Genomic DNA, 18,850 nt, shown 5'->3' with positions numbered 1-18,850 from the left:
AGCCGCGGGAATCGCGGCTTTCGTCTATATAATTTAGCGACGGTTTAGAACGGAATGTCGTCATCAAAGTCCATTGGCGGCTCATTGTACTGAGGCTGAGACTGCATTGGCTGTTGTTGCGCTGGAGCCTGCTTTTGGTAAGACGGCTGTGCGGCTGGCTGTTGAGGCTGACCCCAACCACCTTGTTGCTGCTGCGGAGCACCGCCCATAGCTGGAGCGCCACCTTGCTGCTGACGGCCACCCAACATTTGCATAATGCCATTGTAGCCTTGTACAACAACTTCAGTTGAATAACGGTCTTGACCATTTTGGTCTTGCCATTTGCGCGTTTGCAGTTGTCCTTCAATGTAGACTTGAGAACCTTTGCGTAGGTATTCACCCGCGACTTCTGCCAGCTTGCCGTATAACGTCACACGGTGCCATTCTGTTTTCTCACGAGGCTCGCCTGTCGCTTTGTCGCGCCAAGTTTCTGAAGTTGCAACGGTGATATTCGCCACCGCACCGCCACTTGGCATGTAACGAATTTCAGGGTCGTTACCTAAGTTCCCTACCAAGATTACTTTGTTAATTCCACGGCTGGCCATGATGTGCTCCGTTTAACTTTCGGTATTAATAAATAGTTAGCGCAATAGAATAGCACGCTTTTAGCTATGGTAAAAATAGTCGCCAAATTGTGTGTTATCCATCACCTCAGACCAAGCTAAAAATTGCAAGATTTAGGAGCGACTAAACGTTTTTTTGCGCTAATAAATCTCTCATTTACTTATCCATATGAAATTCTACGCATTTCGCTATTCTGCCAGTAGCCTGTGCGATTTAATGATGACAACGTTGCACCCGCGCATTCGACTTATTCAATAATTAACCATAAATGGAGGTTGTTATGAGAAAATCTTCTTACGCGCGGAAGCCATTTTTTATCAGTTTGCAAAACGAACAAACTCCTGAGTTCGTCACGGTATTAGCTAAACAGATTCAAATGGAGATCCCTGTGATTACCCCGGCAACGCTCATGCAAGCCGATCCCAATCATCGTAATCGGATCTTATTGATTGATCATCAGCAACATAAGGTGCTGTTGAGAGAAATTAAAAACCTACCCCTGATATGGAAAGGGTTTGAAACGGTCCTGTGTAATGTACCTAGCCGATTGACGACTGAGGAACTGATCGGTTTTGGCCAGTGCAAAGCGATCTTCTACCGAGACACCGCCATGACAGACATGGCCAAAGGACTAAATTCGGTGATTAATGGCAAAAGCTGGCTGCCACGCGACGTCAGCGCACAACTCATCCACTACTATCGAAATATGGTTTGTTCACACACTTCACCAGTGAATGTGGATCTCACGATGAGAGAAATTCAAGTGTTACGCTGCGTGCAATCTGGCAAGTCAAATTCTCAAATCGCCGAAGATCTTTTCATTAGTGAATTCACCGTAAAGTCGCATCTCTATCAAACCTTTAGAAAGCTCTCCGTGAAGAATCGTGTCCAAGCTGCCGCGTGGGCTGACCAAAATTTGATCTCATAAGTAAGAAGATCGCGAATTTTCCTTTAGAGTGTAACGTATGACAAAATAACAGGTTAGAATCGCCCCTAATGATAACTAACTGTTTATGGAACAACACACCACAAAGGAAATGCTGCGCGCTCGGCTTTAATTTTTACGTGCGTATTGTTTCGGTGAGGAGTTCGATTTGATAAGGACACTATTCAATGATTAAAAAATGCCTTTTCCCTGCCGCTGGCTACGGCACTCGCTTCTTACCTGCGACCAAATCGATGCCAAAAGAAATGATGCCAGTGGTGAACAAACCTCTGATCGAATACGGTGTGGAGGAAGCCATCCAAGCGGGTATGGACGGAATGTGCATTGTTACTGGTCGTGGTAAGCATTCAATCATGGATCACTTCGATAAAAACTACGAATTAGAACATCAGATTAGTGGTACCAACAAAGAAGCCCTATTGGAAGATGTACGTGCTTTGATCGACTCCGCGAACTTTACCTACATTCGCCAGCGTGAAATGAAGGGCTTAGGGCACGCCATCTTAACGGGCCGTGAACTCGTTGGGGATCAACCTTTTGCCGTCGTACTGGCTGATGACCTTTGTGTGAATGAAGAACAAGGTGTCTTGGCACAAATGGTCGCGCTGTTTAAGCAGTTCCGCTGTTCGATCGTTGCTGTTCAGGAAGTACCTGAAAATGAAACTCATAAATACGGCGTGATCTCTGGCGAAATGATCAAAGACGATCTCTTCCGCGTAGACAACATGGTGGAGAAGCCAGAACCTGGTACCGCGCCAAGTAATCTTGCAATTATTGGTCGTTACATTCTTACCCCAGATATTTTTGATCTGATTGAGCAAACTGAACCAGGTAAAGGCGGCGAAATTCAAATCACCGACGCACTACTCAAACAAGCAAAAGCAGGTTGTGTATTGGCATATAAGTTTAAAGGTCGTCGTTTTGATTGCGGCAGCGTTGAAGGCTATATCGAAGCAACCAACTATTGCTACCAAAACCTTTATCTGAAAGATGAGAAGACGTCTGAATTGGGTAAATTCAGTACGCAAAAAGAGAAGTAATCAACTTCCTCTAAACCGAGACGTAAGGCGCTTTGATAAAGCGCCTTATTTTTAACTGTTTTTTTATCCAGTATTTTATTGCACATTTCTCACACTATGTAATACTTGCTCAACTTGTTGGTATTACACAGAGCATCAAAGATGGACAAGATAGAAGTTCGCGGAGCACGTACCCATAATCTCAAAAACATAAATCTCACCATTCCCCGAGATAAACTGATCGTTATTACGGGCTTATCCGGCTCAGGTAAGTCTTCTTTGGCATTTGACACTTTGTACGCAGAGGGTCAGCGACGTTATGTTGAATCCCTCTCTGCTTATGCTCGTCAATTTCTTTCATTGATGGAAAAGCCCGATGTTGACCACATTGAAGGCCTCTCGCCAGCCATTTCTATCGAGCAAAAATCCACCTCGCACAACCCGCGTTCAACCGTAGGGACCATCACCGAAGTGTATGACTACCTTCGCCTACTGTATGCCCGCGTTGGTGAGCCTCGCTGTCCTGACCACAAAGTCCCTTTAGCGGCTCAAACCATTAGCCAAATGGTCGACAAAGTGCTGGAGCTGCCTGAAGGTGCCAAAATGATGTTGCTCGCCCCCATCGTGAAAGAGCGCAAAGGCGAGCACGTTAAAACATTAGAGAATCTTGCTGCTCAAGGTTTTATCCGTGCGCGTATTGATGGAGAGACCTGTGACCTCACCGATCCACCAACGCTAGAGTTACACAAAAAGCACACCATTGAAGTGGTGGTTGACCGCTTTAAAGTGCGTGGCGATTTACAACAAAGGCTCACAGAATCCTTTGAAACGGCACTGGAACTCTCAGGTGGCATCGCTGTGATTGCCCCTATGGAGGGTGACGGTGAAGAGATCGTTTTTTCCGCCAATTTTGCGTGTCCCCACTGTGGTTATAGTATGCAAGAGCTTGAGCCACGTTTGTTCTCGTTCAATAACCCAGCAGGGGCTTGTGGCACCTGTGATGGCCTCGGGGTACAGCAATATTTTGACCCAGAACGTGTGATTCAAGATGCCAATTTAAGTCTTGCACAAGGGGCGATTCGGGGTTGGGATCAGAAGAACTATTACTATTTCCAAATGCTCACCTCGCTGGCTGAGCATTACGATTTCGATTTACATGCCCCTTTTAATTCGCTTTCAAAACGCATCCAAGAGGTCATCTTAAAAGGCTCAGGGCGCACTGAAATCGAATTTAAGTACATTAACGATCGAGGCGACATTCGTCTTAAACGCCATCCATTTGAAGGTATTCTCAATACACTCGAGCGCCGTTATCGCGACACCGAATCTAACTCGGTACGAGAAGAGTTGGTGAAATATATCTCCACCAAACCTTGCACCAGTTGTGGTGGAACACGTCTGCGCCTAGAAGCACGCAACGTGTTTATTAATGACACGACATTGCCACAAATCGTCGAGTTGAGTATCGCTGATGCATTGACCTTTTTCGCCACCTTAAAACTCGAAGGGCAGCGAGCTCAAATTGCGGAGAAGGTCATGAAAGAGATCAACGATCGACTGCAGTTTTTAGTCAACGTTGGCCTCAATTATTTGAACCTGTCTCGCAGCGCTGAAACCTTGTCTGGTGGCGAAGCACAGCGTATTCGTCTGGCTAGCCAGATCGGTGCCGGTTTGGTTGGCGTGATGTACGTGCTCGATGAACCGTCAATAGGCCTTCACCAGCGTGACAACGAGCGCTTACTCAAAACACTCACGCACTTACGCGATCTCGGCAATACCGTATTAGTCGTAGAGCATGATGAAGATGCGATTCGTTGTGCCGACCATGTGATTGACATTGGCCCTGGTGCAGGCGTACATGGTGGCCAAGTGGTTGCCGAAGGAACAATGGCCGAGATTCTCGCCAATCCAGATTCCTTGACCGGACAATACTTGAGCGGTGCCAAGCAGATTATTGTGCCGACTCAACGCACACCAAGAGATAAGAACAAAACCGTTGAGCTCATTGGAGCCAGTGGCAACAACCTTAAAGAGGTCAATCTTTCGGTGCCTGTCGGGCTATTCAGTTGTATCACTGGGGTTTCTGGTTCAGGTAAATCAACACTGATTAACGACACCTTCTTCAAAATTGCGCATACCCAACTCAATGGAGCGACCACAGCTCAACCAGCGCCTTATAAGTCTATTAAAGGCTTAGAGCATTTTGATAAGGTCATCGATATCGACCAGAGCCCCATCGGTCGCACACCGCGTTCGAATCCAGCAACCTATACGGGGATTTTCACTCCGATTCGAGAGCTGTTCTCCGGCACCCAAGAGTCTCGTTCACGTGGCTATAAGCCAGGGCGTTTCAGCTTTAACGTTCGTGGTGGCCGCTGTGAAGCTTGCCAAGGTGATGGTGTTATCAAGGTTGAAATGCACTTTTTACCTGATGTTTACGTCCCTTGTGATGTGTGTAAAGGCAAGCGCTACAACCGTGAAACGTTAGAAGTACACTACAAAGGGAAGAGCATCGATGAAGTGCTGGAAATGACGGTTGAAGACGCTCATGAGTTTTTCGCTCCTGTCCCTGTCATCGCGCGTAAACTGCAAACCTTAATGGATGTGGGTCTTTCTTATATCCGCTTAGGTCAAGCGGCCACCACCCTCTCTGGCGGTGAAGCACAACGTGTGAAACTGGCCCGAGAGTTGTCCAAACGCGATACGGGCAAAACCCTTTATATTTTGGATGAACCAACAACGGGCCTACACTTCCACGATATCCAGCAACTGTTGACCGTATTGCATCGCTTACGTGATCATGGCAACACCGTTGTCGTGATTGAGCATAATTTAGATGTGATCAAAACGGCCGACTGGATCATCGACTTAGGTCCAGAAGGCGGCCAAGGTGGAGGGGAAATCATTGCCCAAGGAACACCTGAAGATGTGGCGCAGATCGAAGGTTCGCATACCGCACGCTTCCTTAAGCCTATGTTGAAATAGAAAAAACAGGTAAAGTGATGAAACCAGCGTAAAGCTGGTTTCTTTTTTCAGATTAAGAATCACGTTATGGCAACGATACACGTAAGCGGTACGCAATTAGCAGAACCTAAGGCACAAGTGCCTCTCAACAAAAAGTTTTTACTGGCACTGGCGATCCTCTTTCTCGTCGCTATGCATTTCTTTATGCCCAATCCTGGAGGTGCGGGGCTTGCGCTCTCTTTCAACCCAACCACTTGGATTGCGTTCTCCTTTGTCTTTGCGCTTGGTTGCTACCAACTTGCTAGTCAGCAATATTTGCGTTATTCCAAACTGACCATTGGCCTATTTGTCAGTTGTCTCATTCTGACCGTGCCACTTTTTTATGCCAACAGCCACTACATGCAGTCGGTGGGTCGCTTGGTTGGCCTCTGGGCTGGCTTTGGCTTCTTTGTGTTACTGCAACAATTCAGCTTTAGTAATAAACACAAACAACGCTTGTTATGGCTCGTCGTATTGGCTGTCGTGATCGAATCCTTCATCGGCTATTACCAGTTCCTTTGGCTCAAACCCGGTAATTGGATGGGGTATGACACGCTGTCAAATCGACCCTATGGCATATTTCAACAACCCAATGTGATGGCAAGCTTCCTTGCAACGGGGTTAATTATTTCTGGTTACCTACTAGCGAGACAGCCACACAAATACAATAAGCATCTGAGTGAAATCACTTTACTCTATTTGATTCCACTGCTCACCGTCCCTTTGATCGTGGTGTTAGCTTCTCGTACCGGTTGGCTAGCCGCTATGATTGCCACTCTTTTGTTGCTGCCCTATCTCTACCGATTTGGTACTAAAATTCGTTTTTGGGGTTGGCTGGGGTCCATTATTCTGGGTTTAAGCTTATCCGGTGCGCTACTTCAAAGCACCGATAGCAATTTGGCGGGACAGAAAACCAACTTAGAATCACCAAGAGCCTATACCTTCCCGCAAGCACTCGATATGCTGATAGAGAAGCCCTTCACTGGTTACGGTTACGGCAATTTTGAATCGGCTTACACCTTGTACACGGCAAGGCAGCACTTACTCAACAAGCAATATCCACCAGCACTTCCGGCGATGGATCATCCACATAACGAGCTACTCTATTGGGGTGTAGAAGGTGGGCTTGTTCCACTATTAGGGATTTTTCTCGCAGCCATCTTGGTATTGAACCGAATCTACAGTGCCAAGAAAGGCACGCGTTTGGCCATGTTTGCCCTGTTTGTGCCGATCGTACTACACAGTCAACTGGAGTACCCTTTTTATCACTCTGCGGCACACTGGCTGATTTTCATCATACTCATCTATTGGGTTGATCAACGTGTAGCGAAAGTCAAAAGCGTGAATTTTTCTCGCATCAGTAAAACGGCATTACGAGTCGCCAGTTTAGTGGTGCCGATACTGACCACTTTCTACATGCTGAGCGCCCTGCATACTAACTACGTGCTGACCAAGTTTGAAACCACTCGCCCAGTCAATCCAGATCTCTTACAACGCGTCACCAATCCCGTGGTGTGGAAAGATCGTTTCGATTGGGATGTCTACAGCACCTACCTCAACATTGGCTTAGCAACACAAGATGCCAAATTGATTCAGACCTATATTGATTGGTCCCTTGACATTATTAAGACCAAGCCAAGACCAGCGTTTTATTCCAATTTAATCTTAGCCTACCAAGGGCTTGGCGATTTGAGTAAGGCAGAACAAGTAAAGGCGGAAGCTGAATTCCTCTTCCCTAAAAACGACTTCAGCAACATTCACTATCAACCACCGTCAGCGGCATTGTCTCACTCCGTGTCGTCCGGTCAGTAGTTTGTCATGTAATACAAAAGCGAAGCTCACCAGCTTCGCTTTTTTATTGTTAACTGACCAAAGATTATTGAGTGAGCGACTCTTCAAGCGCTCTTAAACATAACGCGACATTTTCCTCTCTCGCACCGTAACCCATCAAGCCTATACGCCACGCTTTACCAGCTAACGCTCCTAGACCGGCGCCAATTTCCAAGTTATAGGTTTCAAGCAAATGGCTACGCACTTTCGCTTCATCGATACCTTCAGGCACATAGATCGCGTTGAGTTGAGGCAAACGGTACTCTTCATCGACCACAAATTGGAACCCTAATTTTTCGAGACCCACTTTCAGCTTGCTGTGCATCTTTTCGTGCCGCGCCCAAGCGTTCTCCAGGCCTTCATTTTTCAGCATCAACAACGCTTCGTGCAGTGAATACAAACTGTTGACGGGTGCGGTATGATGATAACTGCGTTTTCCTTCCCCACTCCAATACCCTAACACTAAGCTTTGGTCTAAGAACCAGCTTTGCACGGGTGTTTTACGTGACTGAATTTTCTCAATGGCGGCAGAAGAAAACGTCACAGGAGCAAGACCCGGGACACAAGAGAGACATTTTTGACTACCGGAATACACAGCATCAAGTTGCCATTCATCGACTTTAAGCGGAATGCCTCCCAGCGAAGTGACCGTATCAACGATCGTCAGCACTCCATATTGTTTTGCTAATTTCCCCAGTGTCTCCGCATCACTTCTTGCGCCTGTCGATGTTTCTGCATGAACAAAAGCCAGAATTTTGCTATCCGGATGTTGCGTTAAGGCCTGCTCGACCTTCTCAATCGAGACTGGTGTTCCCCACTCATCATCCACTAATATCGCCTCACCACCAGCGCGAATGACATTTTCACGCATGCGCTCACCAAACACGCCATTGCGGCAGACGATGACTTTATCTCCCGGTTCAATCAGGTTCACAAAGCACGCTTCCATTCCCGCACTGCCTGGCGCAGAGACCGCAATGGTAAAGTCATTCTTAGTTTGAAAGGCGTATTTAAGCAATTGTTTGAGCTCATCCATCATCTGAATAAACAGCGGGTCCAAGTGCCCCACGGTTGGGCGGCTAAGTGCTTGTAATACTTGCGGGGAAATATCAGATGGTCCTGGCCCCATTAAAATACGGCGTGGTGGAATAAAGCTTTGAATTGACATACCGGCTCCTTGCTAAGCGTGAAAAAGGTTAACGGACAGCGTAATCGTTTTAATGCAAATTATGTTTCTCCACACTAAAGCAAACGAGCAACGACAGCAATTAGCCGACAGTCTTAGAGGTCAAACCAGTGTCACAAATTTGTTAATAAAAACTTTCAATCACGATCGAATTAAGCGTTGACATTGGAGTGTGAAAAACGTTCAATGTTTAAGCTTTTTGCAGAAGAGGAGCACTGCCCAGGCAGATGTTTTGTGGAGCCGCAACTCCAACACAGAACATTCAGGGGGAGTAGTGCCGAGGTAGATCAAAATTGCAGGATTTGATCTGTCGGTTGACTTGGGTTGAGTCCCATCAACTGTCATCAGCTCAGCCTGATGAAGAGCTTCTGAGATGGATTTTCTGATTATTCAAACTGACCTCTCTAAACTGCTCTGCCCCTTTCCTCACCAAAACAAACATCGGATGTTGGATTACCAACGGTTAATATTTTTCGGAAGTCGTGGGAGAAATGCCGTGAGCGCATTGAATGTAGCGAAATTTGGTGGAACAAGTGTTGCAAACTTTGAGGCAATGAGTCGTTGCTCGGCCATTATTGAAAACAATCCAGAGACACGCTTAGTGGTAAGCAGTGCATGCTCTGGCGTCACTAACCTATTGGTAGAGTTGGCCAATGGTGTTCAATCACAAGAAAGACGCGCTGAACTTCTAGCCCAATTGGCTGAAATTCATGACGCGATTCTCAATCAATTGGAAGATGCAACAGAAGCGGCGGCGGAAGTGTATGCCATTCTCGATACCATCACTAGCCTTGCTGAAGCCGCATCGATTCAAGCCAGCAATAAACTCACCGACCACTTGGTCGCGTGTGGTGAGTTGATGTCGACTCATATTCTGGCCCAGTTGATGCGTGAGCGTGGAGTCAACGCGGTGCGATTTGATATTCGAGAAGTCCTACGCACAGACGACAACTTTGGCCGCGCAGAACCCGACGTGGCAAAGATTGCAGAGCTGGCGCAAGAGAAGCTTTTACCACTTTGCCGCGATTACGTGGTAGTAACTCAAGGCTTCATCGGTTCGGATGAGGAAGGCAATACCACTACCTTAGGCCGTGGTGGCAGCGACTACAGTGCGGCTTTGATTGCCGAAGGCGTTAAAGCAAGTGGCCTAGAGATTTGGACCGATGTTCCAGGGATCTACACCACTGATCCTCGCATTGCGGCGAAAGCAGCGCCAATTCCAGAAATCAGCTTTGCAGAAGCGTCTGAAATGGCTAACTTTGGTGCCAAAATTCTGCACCCATCAACGCTCGTTCCAGCCCTTCGTCACGACATTCCAGTTTTTGTCGGATCGTCAAAAGAGCCAGAAAAAGGCGGTACTTGGATTCGCCACGAAGCACAAAGCTCGCCGCTTTTCCGTGCACTGGCACTGCGTTGCAATCAGACTATGGTCACCTTACGCAGTGCGAAAATGTTCCATGCGTACGGCTTCTTAGCCAAAGTATTTGAAATTCTCGCAAAACATAAAATCTCCGTGGATTTGATCACAACCTCAGAGATCAGCGTTTCCCTCACTCTAGACAAAACAGACACTTCTGGTGGTGCACCTGAACTGCCACAGGCCGCGCGAGAGGAGCTTGAAGAGCTATGTACTGTTGAAGTCGAGCACAACCTTTGTCTGGTGGCCTTGATCGGCAATCATATGGAAACCAAGGGTTACGCTAAAGAAGTCTTCAGCACCTTAGGGGATTTCAATTTGCGTATGATCTGTTACGGGGCAAGTGATCACAACCTTTGCTTCTTAGTCGATGCACACGACTCTAAGAGCGTGATCCAAAAACTGCATCAAGATCTTTTTGAACGCTAAACATCGTTTCAAGATCACATTGATCCAAAGAGAAAAGGTCACATCGCTGTGACCTTTTCTTTTGCTCAACGCAGGCCAGTATCAGCCATTAATATTAGGACCAAGCCATTTTTCGGCTTCCAAGAGATCCCAACCTTTACGCTCAGCATAGCTTTCCACTTGGTCTTGCTGAATTTGTGCGATGGCAAAATAACGAGAATCGGGATGAGAGAAATACCATCCTGATACCGAAGCTCCCGGCCACATTGCGTAACTGCTGGTGAGTGACATGCCAATGGTCTCTTCTACGTTAAGCAGTTCCCATAACGGCCCTTTCTCGGTGTGCTCTGGACAGGCAGGGTAACCCGGTGCAGGACGGATCCCCTGGTATTTCTCGCGAATCAGTTCTTCGTTTGAAAGGTTTTCATCGGCAGCATAGCCCCAAATTTCTTTACGGACACGTTCATGCAGATACTCTGCAAAAGCTTCCGCTAGACGATCGGCAACCGCTTGAATCATGATGGCGTTGTAGTCATCACCCTGTGCTTTGAACTGATCTGCGAGCTCACGCTCGTTCACCCCACCAGTCACAGCAAAAGCGCCGATCCAATCTTTTTTACCACTCTCTTTTGGCGCAACGTAATCTGACAAACAGTAGTTCGCCCCTTTGGGTTTCTCCGTCTGTTGACGAAGATTGTGCAACACTTTCGCCACTTGAGTGCGAGACTCATCGGTATAGACTTCAATGTCATCACCAACACTTGCCGCTGGGAACAAACCACACATGCCACGCGCCTTGAGTAACCCTTCTTGTTCGATACGATCTAGCCACTCATTGGCATCTTCAAATAGACGCTTCGCCTCTTCACCTACCTCTTCATGCTCAAAAATCGTTGGGTATTTACCCACTAATGACCAGGTGAGGAAGAATGGTGTCCAGTCTATGTATTGGCGTAACGTCGCCACGTCAAAGTCATCAAACACGTGCACACCAGGCTGACTCGGTGCAGGAGGCGTGTAGCTTTGCCAATCAATTACCACCTTGTTCGCACGTGCCGCTTCTAACGTCACCGGCTTAGTACGCGGCTTCTTGCGATTATGCTGATCGCGAACCAACTCATAATCGGCCTGTAAGCGTTCAACAAACGCAGGACGCAGTTCATCAGAAAGTAACGAGGTACAAACACCGACTGCGCGAGAGGCGTTATTTACGTATACAACAGGATGTGAGTAGTTTTGTTCAATCTTCACCGCGGTGTGCGCTTTTGATGTGGTCGCGCCGCCAATCAACAGTGGCAAATCAAAGCCAAGGCGCTCCATCTCTTTGGCTACGTGCACCATTTCATCGAGTGATGGGGTAATCAAACCAGAAAGACCGATGATGTCGACTTGCTGCTCTTTCGCGACTTTCAAGATCTGCTCACACGGCACCATCACACCGAGATCGATGATCTCGTAGTTATTACATTGCAGTACCACGCCAACAATGTTTTTGCCGATGTCGTGTACATCCCCTTTCACCGTCGCCAATAGGATCTTACCGTTCGAAGAACCCGCTTGTTTGGACGCATTGATGAAGGGTTCCAAGTGAGCCACCGCCTGCTTCATTACGCGTGCGGATTTCACCACTTGTGGTAAGAACATTTTGCCCTCACCAAACAGATCGCCCACCACGTTCATGCCGTCCATCAGTGGACCTTCAATCACTTCCAGTGGTTTGCTGGCATTTAAACGTGCTTCTTCGGTGTCCTCGACAATGAACTCGGTGATCCCCTTAACCAATGCATGCTCAAGACGTTTCTCGACAGACCAAGTACGCCACTCTAGCGCCGACGCATCTTCTTGCTTGCCCACGGCATTTTCACGGTACTCTTCGGCAATCTCCAACAAACGCTCAGTGGCATCGTCGCGGCGGTTCAGTACGACATCTTCAACCGCTTCACGTAACTTTTCAGGCACGTTGTCATAAATTTCGAGCTGGCCAGCATTCACGATGCCCATGTCCATCCCGTTCTTAAAACAGTGGTAAAGGAACACAGCGTGTATCGCTTCACGGACGTAATTGTTACCACGGAATGAGAAGGAAACGTTCGATACCCCGCCAGAAATCATTGCATGCGGAAGATCGCGTTTGATGTCCGCCACCGCTTCAATAAAGTCGACCGCGTAGTTGTTGTGTTCATCAATGCCCGTTGCAACAGCGAAAATGTTGGGGTCGAAGATGACATCTTCCGGTGGGAAACCGACTTCATCGACCAAAATACGATAGGCTTTGGTACAAATCTCCAGTTTGCGTTCACGCGTATCCGCTTGGCCGACTTCATCAAATGCCATCACGATCACCGCCGCGCCATAACGACGAATCAGCTGCGCCTGTTCGACAAACTTCTCTTTACCCTCTTTGAGAGAAATGGAGTTCACGATGCCCTTGCCTTGAATGCATTTCAGGCCAGCTTCGATCACTTCCCACTTAGAGGAGTCGACCATGATCGGCACTTTGGAGATTTCTGGCTCAGATGCACATAGGTTAAGGAAACGCACCATGCACGCTTCTGCATCGAGCATCCCTTCATCCATGTTGATGTCGATGATTTGCGCACCGTTTTCAACTTGCTCACGCGCAACGTCCAACGCTTCATCATACAGCTCTTCTTTGATCAAGCGTTTAAAGCGCGCAGAACCAGTAACGTTAGTACGCTCACCCACGTTAACAAAAAGAGTATCTTTGGCAATCGTCAGCGGTTCTAAGCCAGATAAGCGACAGGCAACTGGAATCTCAGGCAATACACGAGGACTCACCCCTTCTACCGCCATTGCCATATGGCGAATATGTTCTGGCGTGGTGCCACAACAACCACCAATCAGGTTTAGAAAACCACTTTGTGCCCATTCTTTGACGTGTTCCGCCATCTCTTCTGGAGATAGGTCGTACTCACCAAAGGCATTCGGTAAGCCCGCGTTCGGGTGAGTGGAAACAAACGTTTCAGAAATTCGAGAAAGCTCTTCCACATAAGGGCGCAGTTCATCGGGCCCAAGCGCACAGTTTAAGCCGAAAGAGATCGGACGTACGTGACGAAGAGAGTTGTAAAAGGCTTCCGTCGTCTGACCGGAAAGCGTTCGACCTGAGGCGTCGGTGATGGTACCCGAAATCATGACAGGGAGTGCGAAGCCTAATTCTTCAAACACCGACTCCACTGCAAAAGCACACGCTTTCGCGTTCAAGGTATCAAAAATAGTTTCAATGAGGATGAGGTCAGAACCACCGCGGATAAGCGCACGAGTCGATTCAGAATACGCCTCTACCAGCTCATCAAAGCTGACGTTGCGATAACCCGGATCGTTTACATCTGGCGAAATGGAACAAGTACGGTTGGTTGGGCCAAGTACCCCCGCCACATAGCGCGGTTTTGCGGGATTTTTGGCTGTCCACTCATCCGCGGCTTCACGTGCTAACTTCGCGGCAGCAAAGTTGATCTCTTCGCTCAGGCTTTCCATATCGTAGTCAGCCATCGCGATGGTGGTGGCGTTAAAGGTGTTGGTTTCAAGAATATCGGCACCCGCTTCTAGATAGGCATGATGAATTTCTTTAATCAACTGTGGCTGAGTTAGAACCAGTAAGTCGTTATTGCCTTTTAAATCGCTATGCCAATCAGCAAAACGCTCACCACGATAATCTTGCTCCTGCAACTTGTAGCCTTGGATCATGGTGCCCATACCACCATCAATCAATGAGATTCGCTGCTTCAGTTGTGCTTCAATCTGCGCTCTAATATTACTTCCCACAATACCGCCTCATTCCTTTTTCTATTATCGACATCCTATCACACAATTTTCAGGAGTCTAGACGTCTAAAAACACTAATTTCATTACAGCTCATTTGGACTAATTTACTAGGAAAAAGAGATTGCTATTTGCTCATCAAACGAGGAGAATTTCGTTCACAATTTGTTACAAATAGAGAACTGTATGTCGGTCTACTATACTCTCTGCTTTCTATCCGCTGCAGCAATGTTGATTGCTTTTGTAAACAGCAAGATAGGCAAAATGCAGACTACCATCGCGATTACCGCAGGTTCAATGGTGCTCTCATTACTTATTTTAATTGCTGGTCAGAACAACTGGTTCCACTTAACTGAAATCGCCACACAAACCATGTCGAGCATCGACTTTGAAGATTTCCTCCTCAAAGGTATTTTGGGCTTCTTATTGTTTGCTGGTGGTTTAGGTATCAAACTACCCAACCTTAAAGACCAAAAATGGGAAATTACCGTGTTGGCGCTAGGTGCGACACTTTTCTCTACTTTCTTTATTGGTTTTGCTCTGTATGGCATTTGCCAGCTCATTGGTATTCAGTTTGATCTGATTTACTGCCTGCTTTTCGGTGCACTCATTTCACCGACCGACCCGATCGCCGTTTTGGCTATCGTGAAAAAACTCAAGGCACCTCGTAGAATCTCAACGCAAATTGAAGGGGAATCACTCTTCAATGATGGTTTTGGCCTTGTGATTTTTGTGACCTTGTTTACCATCGCATTTGGCCACGAAACACCCACGGTAGGCAGCGTTACCATGTTGTTTATCCAGGAAGCCATCGGGGGTATTTTGTATGGTTTCGCATTGGGGTTACTCTTCCATTATCTTATCTGTGCCACTGATGACCACTCAATGGAGCTACTACTCACCATTGGCATCCCAACGGCAGGTTATGCTTTTGCAGAAGTGCTCCATGTTTCTGGTCCATTAGCAATGGTGGTCTCTGGCATTATGATTGGTAACTGGACACGATTCATCGGCTTCTCTAAAGAGAGTGAAGATCATCTCGATCATTTCTGGGAGCTCGTCGATGAGTTTCTCAACGGTGTGCTTTTCCTTCTGATTGGTATGTCGATGTTGCTGTTTAAATTCCATCAAGAGGACTGGATTTTGATGGCCATCGCTATTCCACTGGTCTTAATCGCTCGTTACCTCAGCGTATTTTTGTCCTATATCGGCTTTAAACGCTTCCGCCAATACAATCCATGGTCAATTAAAATCCTCACTTGGGGCGGATTACGCGGTGGTTTAGCCTTAGCGATGGCACTCTCAATTCCATCAGGTATTTGGGTTATTCCAGATAAGCTCATCGACGTGAAAGAGATTATTCTGGTAATGACCTACGCGGTGGTGGTTTTTTCAATATTGGTTCAGGGTTCAACCATCACTCCAATGATCGAGAAAGCCAAAAAATCAGAAGCTGAATTCGAAGCGAAGCAAAGTTCGGTGACTGTTCCTGAGGGCAAGACAGAATCCATTTCATCATAATGATTAAGGGCCTTAGGGCCCTTTTTACTTCAGCCATTCATTAACAGTGGTGAGATAACACAGTTCCGACCATGCGCTTTTGCGTAATAGAGGCCTTCATCAGCCTGTTTCATCAATTGTTCGAGAGGCGTGTTAAGCTCCGACGGCTGCAATGTTGCCACGCCAATGCTAATGGTCATTTGTAACGGTTGCTGTTCATAGTGGACTTGCATGTTTTCCACAACGCTTCGTAATCGCTTCGCCACTTCAAATGCTTCCTTTTCACCTAATCCTGGTAATACAACGGCGAACTCTTCTCCTCCTAAACGACCGATAATATCTATTTCTCGTGTTGATAAATCAGCCATCTTAACAAGTTCAACAAGGACCAAGTCACCAGCGGCATGACCATAGCTATCGTTGAATTGTTTAAAGTGATCGATATCTAGGATCATGATTGACAGTGGACAGTTCCAACGTTGACACGTTCTGATTGATTTTTCGGCTTGCTCCATAAAACTACGGCGATTAAATGCACCTGTAAGCGGATCGGTCGCCGCCAGATTACGCAACATGGCTTCAAGCTTTTTACGTTCACTGATATCGGTGATCGACATGATGATCATTGGTTTGCCTTCAAAAACTAAGCGGCTGAAGGCCATCTCAATCGGAATATCTTTCTTTTCCGGCAGCATGAGTAACAAATCCGCACGAGCAATTTCCTGACTATCTTGTTCGTTAATGGTTTTTTGAATATAACGCTGGAATAACTCCCGGCTACGCAAAGAAATAAAATCCATTGGATGGTGGAACAACACATCTTGTTCAGACATGCCAAATAGCTGACAAATAAAATCATTCGTCATCAAGATATTCAATCGAGGATCGCAAATTAAAATACCAATAGGAGCAGAGTTCACGAGCTGCTGTAGCTGTTTTTCAGCACGTTTCGATTGTTGTAAACGCTGATATTGCATCTCTTCGAGCTTTTTACGCAGGTAGATGTCTTGTAACACAAGCAGCCAACGATGATTCCCGACAGCAGTAATGTTCGCCCTCACTCTATATTCGTGGTCATCCAACTGAAATGCGATGTCTTCGCTTCTTCCACCACGTGACTGATAGTTCTCAAGAAAAGCTTGAAACTCGCTAGATGCTTTGATGAAAGGGAGCTCAAAAATGCAATCCGTATCAGTATCATGGCCAAGTAGTGGAGGGTCAAAATGACCAATTCTGACATCTCGAATAATGCCATCTTTATCCATCCATAAACTCATGTCAGGCAAAGAGTCCAAAATCGAATTTAAGGTTTGATTGCGTTGATTGAGCTCATCACTACTAATGTCTAGTGAACGCTCTAATATCGTGAGTTGCTCTGAGAAGGATTGATAGCCAGACTCCACCAACTCAACCAACAACTGAATTTTAGGGTCATCGGGAAGACCTTGTGGAAATACTTTTCTGAGCTGTCGCTGCAGTAAGCGATGCATACTATATTTCCGACAGAGTAGTAATGGTCATGGTTTGATTATGCAGATCTGCGCTTCCTTCCTCCGAGCTAGGGGCAATCTCACCATAAGAGTAAAAACCGCATACCCTAGTATTTTCGCCTAACTCTTCGCTCACCGCCTCAACCTCGTCTTCAGCCAACTGCCTCAAGAGTAAGCGCCTTCCGACACAACTGATTAAGATGGCCAACGCAGGAGATGAACTATCGTGATGGCACAAACTCGCGGCATTACGCGCCCCCTCAATAAGCGATTCTGAACTGGCTCTCATCAATTTAGCAGTGACGCCTTTGGGTACGTTGCCTGCAAACGTTATCGATCCTTGTGCGTCATCAATCGCGAGTAACGTGCGCACAAGCTTTAGCTCTTGACCAGGTACACTAATCTCTAGGGGAAATCGCAAACCACTAGCGGGCAGTTCTTGTGCTAAGTCTCCTAAATACGTTTTGTATATAGACAAAGCATCCTGATCGTCAAGCTCATAAAGAACATTATCGGTTGAACGTGTTACCTTTCTTTCCATGCCAAAAGGACACCAACCGCCACGTGAACCATACCCTACAGACAAATGCTCACCATACAACCCTAACGCGACCACAAGCCCAGAGCTAGATCGGTTTCCTGAAATCACGGTTGTTTGCTCAAACCGCTCACCATCACCCGCTAACCCGCCAGTCACTTTAATGTTTTTCGGCAAGACAGAATGAAAGCCTTCAACAAGATGCCCCCCATTAATGAGCAAACCATCACTCAGAACAAAGACGTGTTTTAAATTATCCTTGTGAGAAGATAACTCCTGACCTAACTGAACTCCGATGTTGAAACTTGCTCTCATTCCTTCTTCGATGTGTGCACTCGCTAGATGAATTGTCGACTTTTCAAATAGTATGATGGTTGCAACTACAGCATCTTCAAGAATCGTATTGTCAATAATTTCTCCTGCTGTGCTACAACCTATGACTTGGGAGTAGGGCATCTGAGCGCTTAACTGCTCGAGCGATGTATCACTCGCTCGTCCAAACACGATGATTAATGTATTTATGCTATCTAACTGGCTGGAGGAAGATAAACCTTGCCAATGACCTTCTTGCCATACAATTTGCTCAATCTTCATGATGCGCTCCCATCCCTTTAAATTAAAGTTAGTTGCTTTTGCCTATCATTCAAGAGCAAATACTGAAGGTGGAATAAAATAAGCAGACAGAGAGGCGCTTTCAGAAACAAAGAAGATGCGAAAGGGAATATGGGATCGATGATATAGTCACCAACAACAGAAGTTTACATACTCTAAAATGGAATATGAAAAAGGCTCTGAACTTTCGTTCAGAGCCTTAAATATGGCAGGGGTGGAGAGATTCGAACTCCCAACACGCGGATTTGGAATCCGCTGCTCTGCCAATTGGAGCTACACCCCTAAATTTTTCTTATATCTAAAAAAACGCTAATTAGCGAGGTTTCTAAATAAGTGGCGGAGCGGACGGGACTCGAACCCGCGACCCCCGGCGTGACAGGCCGGTATTCTAACCAACTGAACTACCGCTCCGCACTGGTTAGACATTTAAGTCTAAATTTAAAGCCTGGCGATGTTCTACTCTCACATGGGGAAACCCCACACTACCATCGACGCTATTTCGTTTCACTTCTGAGTTC

Annotated in this window: 11 protein-coding genes, 2 tRNA genes, 1 rRNA gene and 1 riboswitch; of the genes, 6 read left to right on the top strand and 8 right to left on the bottom strand. The window is 46.7% G+C overall.

All coding sequences use genetic code 11. The annotated features are described in order from the left end of the window. Window positions 1-44: 44 nt before the first annotated feature. Window positions 45-584 (bottom strand): single-stranded DNA-binding protein, encoded by a 540-nt coding sequence (locus tag PQQ36_RS18805; RefSeq protein WP_011079389.1) that lies wholly within the window; start codon window positions 582-584, stop codon window positions 45-47. Between the two features lie 299 nt (window positions 585-883). On the opposite strand from PQQ36_RS18805, the gene PQQ36_RS18800 reads away from it, so the two are divergent. The 4 genes from PQQ36_RS18800 to PQQ36_RS18785 all read left to right on the top strand — a co-directional run bounded on the left by PQQ36_RS18800 (window position 884) and on the right by PQQ36_RS18785 (window position 7,383). Then, complete coding sequence (locus PQQ36_RS18800) at window positions 884-1,531, top strand: response regulator transcription factor (protein WP_045596394.1); 648 nt, start codon at window positions 884-886, stop codon at window positions 1,529-1,531. Window positions 1,532-1,716: 185 nt separating this feature from the next. Further along, entirely contained in the window at window positions 1,717-2,589 is an 873-nt protein-coding gene (galU, locus tag PQQ36_RS18795; protein WP_011079387.1) for a UTP--glucose-1-phosphate uridylyltransferase GalU, read from the top strand. 141 nt (window positions 2,590-2,730) lie between these two features. Then, window positions 2,731-5,553: an excinuclease ABC subunit UvrA gene (gene uvrA / locus PQQ36_RS18790; RefSeq protein WP_243301915.1), complete on the top strand. Its 2,823-nt coding sequence runs from the start codon at window positions 2,731-2,733 to the stop codon at window positions 5,551-5,553. Between the two features lie 66 nt (window positions 5,554-5,619). Beyond that, window positions 5,620-7,383, top strand: a complete 1,764-nt coding sequence (locus PQQ36_RS18785; RefSeq protein ID WP_039554798.1) for a PglL family O-oligosaccharyltransferase — start codon at window positions 5,620-5,622, stop codon at window positions 7,381-7,383. 64 nt (window positions 7,384-7,447) lie between these two features. Here the strand turns inward: PQQ36_RS18785 and PQQ36_RS18780 are convergent, their stop codons facing one another. Next, window positions 7,448-8,569 carry a pyridoxal-phosphate-dependent aminotransferase family protein gene (locus PQQ36_RS18780; protein ID WP_039554800.1) on the bottom strand — a complete coding sequence of 374 codons (1,122 nt, stop codon included), beginning with the start codon at window positions 8,567-8,569 and terminating at the stop codon, window positions 7,448-7,450. 215 nt (window positions 8,570-8,784) lie between these two features. After that, window positions 8,785-8,963: riboswitch (Lysine riboswitch) on the top strand. Between the two features lie 120 nt (window positions 8,964-9,083). On the opposite strand from PQQ36_RS18780, the gene lysC reads away from it, so the two are divergent. Continuing rightward, window positions 9,084-10,433, top strand: a complete 1,350-nt coding sequence (gene lysC / locus PQQ36_RS18775) for a lysine-sensitive aspartokinase 3 (RefSeq protein WP_039554802.1) — start codon at window positions 9,084-9,086, stop codon at window positions 10,431-10,433. Window positions 10,434-10,514: 81 nt separating this feature from the next. On the opposite strand, the gene metH is transcribed toward lysC, so the two are convergent. Then, window positions 10,515-14,195, bottom strand: a complete 3,681-nt coding sequence (metH, locus tag PQQ36_RS18770) for a methionine synthase (protein ID WP_273662201.1) — start codon at window positions 14,193-14,195, stop codon at window positions 10,515-10,517. Window positions 14,196-14,378: 183 nt separating this feature from the next. On the opposite strand from metH, the gene PQQ36_RS18765 reads away from it, so the two are divergent. Further along, window positions 14,379-15,713, top strand: coding sequence for a cation:proton antiporter (locus PQQ36_RS18765; RefSeq protein ID WP_039554806.1), 1,335 nt, complete (start codon window positions 14,379-14,381; stop codon window positions 15,711-15,713). Window positions 15,714-15,742: 29 nt separating this feature from the next. On the opposite strand, the gene PQQ36_RS18760 is transcribed toward PQQ36_RS18765, so the two are convergent. The 5 genes from PQQ36_RS18760 to rrf form a co-directional block, all read right to left on the bottom strand. Next, window positions 15,743-17,182, bottom strand: coding sequence for a sensor domain-containing diguanylate cyclase (locus PQQ36_RS18760; protein ID WP_039554808.1), 1,440 nt, complete (start codon window positions 17,180-17,182; stop codon window positions 15,743-15,745). Between the two features lies 1 nt (window position 17,183). Continuing rightward, the gene (locus PQQ36_RS18755; protein ID WP_130247748.1) at window positions 17,184-18,314 is read right to left on the bottom strand and encodes an FIST signal transduction protein; all 1,131 of its coding nucleotides are present in this window, start codon (window positions 18,312-18,314) and stop codon (window positions 17,184-17,186) included. 224 nt (window positions 18,315-18,538) lie between these two features. Beyond that, window positions 18,539-18,615, bottom strand: a tRNA-Trp gene (locus PQQ36_RS18750). 51 nt (window positions 18,616-18,666) lie between these two features. Beyond that, window positions 18,667-18,743: transfer RNA gene (locus PQQ36_RS18745), tRNA-Asp, on the bottom strand. Window positions 18,744-18,775: 32 nt separating this feature from the next. Next, window positions 18,776-18,850: ribosomal RNA gene (gene rrf / locus PQQ36_RS22785) — 5S ribosomal RNA — on the bottom strand; the annotation flags it as partial.

Source organism: Vibrio sp. CCUG 15886, assembly GCF_028570825.1.
GTDB lineage: Bacteria > Pseudomonadota > Gammaproteobacteria > Enterobacterales > Vibrionaceae > Vibrio > Vibrio vulnificus_B.
This window is presented reverse-complemented; position numbering and strand designations above follow the sequence as displayed.

Bases quoted from the DNA above. Each gene is read 5' to 3' on its own strand.
- PQQ36_RS18805 (WP_011079389.1), bottom strand. From the start codon at position 584: ATGGCCAGCCGTGGAATTAACAAAGTAATCTTGGTAGGGAACTTAGGT.
- PQQ36_RS18800 (WP_045596394.1), top strand. From the start codon at position 884: ATGAGAAAATCTTCTTACGCGCGGAAGCCATTTTTTATCAGTTTGCAA.
- galU (WP_011079387.1), top strand. From the start codon at position 1,717: ATGATTAAAAAATGCCTTTTCCCTGCCGCTGGCTACGGCACTCGCTTC.
- uvrA (WP_243301915.1), top strand. From the start codon at position 2,731: ATGGACAAGATAGAAGTTCGCGGAGCACGTACCCATAATCTCAAAAAC.
- PQQ36_RS18785 (WP_039554798.1), top strand. From the start codon at position 5,620: ATGGCAACGATACACGTAAGCGGTACGCAATTAGCAGAACCTAAGGCA.
- PQQ36_RS18780 (WP_039554800.1), bottom strand. From the start codon at position 8,569: ATGTCAATTCAAAGCTTTATTCCACCACGCCGTATTTTAATGGGGCCA.
- PQQ36_RS18765 (WP_039554806.1), top strand. From the start codon at position 14,379: ATGTCGGTCTACTATACTCTCTGCTTTCTATCCGCTGCAGCAATGTTG.
- PQQ36_RS18760 (WP_039554808.1), bottom strand. From the start codon at position 17,182: ATGCATCGCTTACTGCAGCGACAGCTCAGAAAAGTATTTCCACAAGGT.
- PQQ36_RS18755 (WP_130247748.1), bottom strand. From the start codon at position 18,314: ATGAAGATTGAGCAAATTGTATGGCAAGAAGGTCATTGGCAAGGTTTA.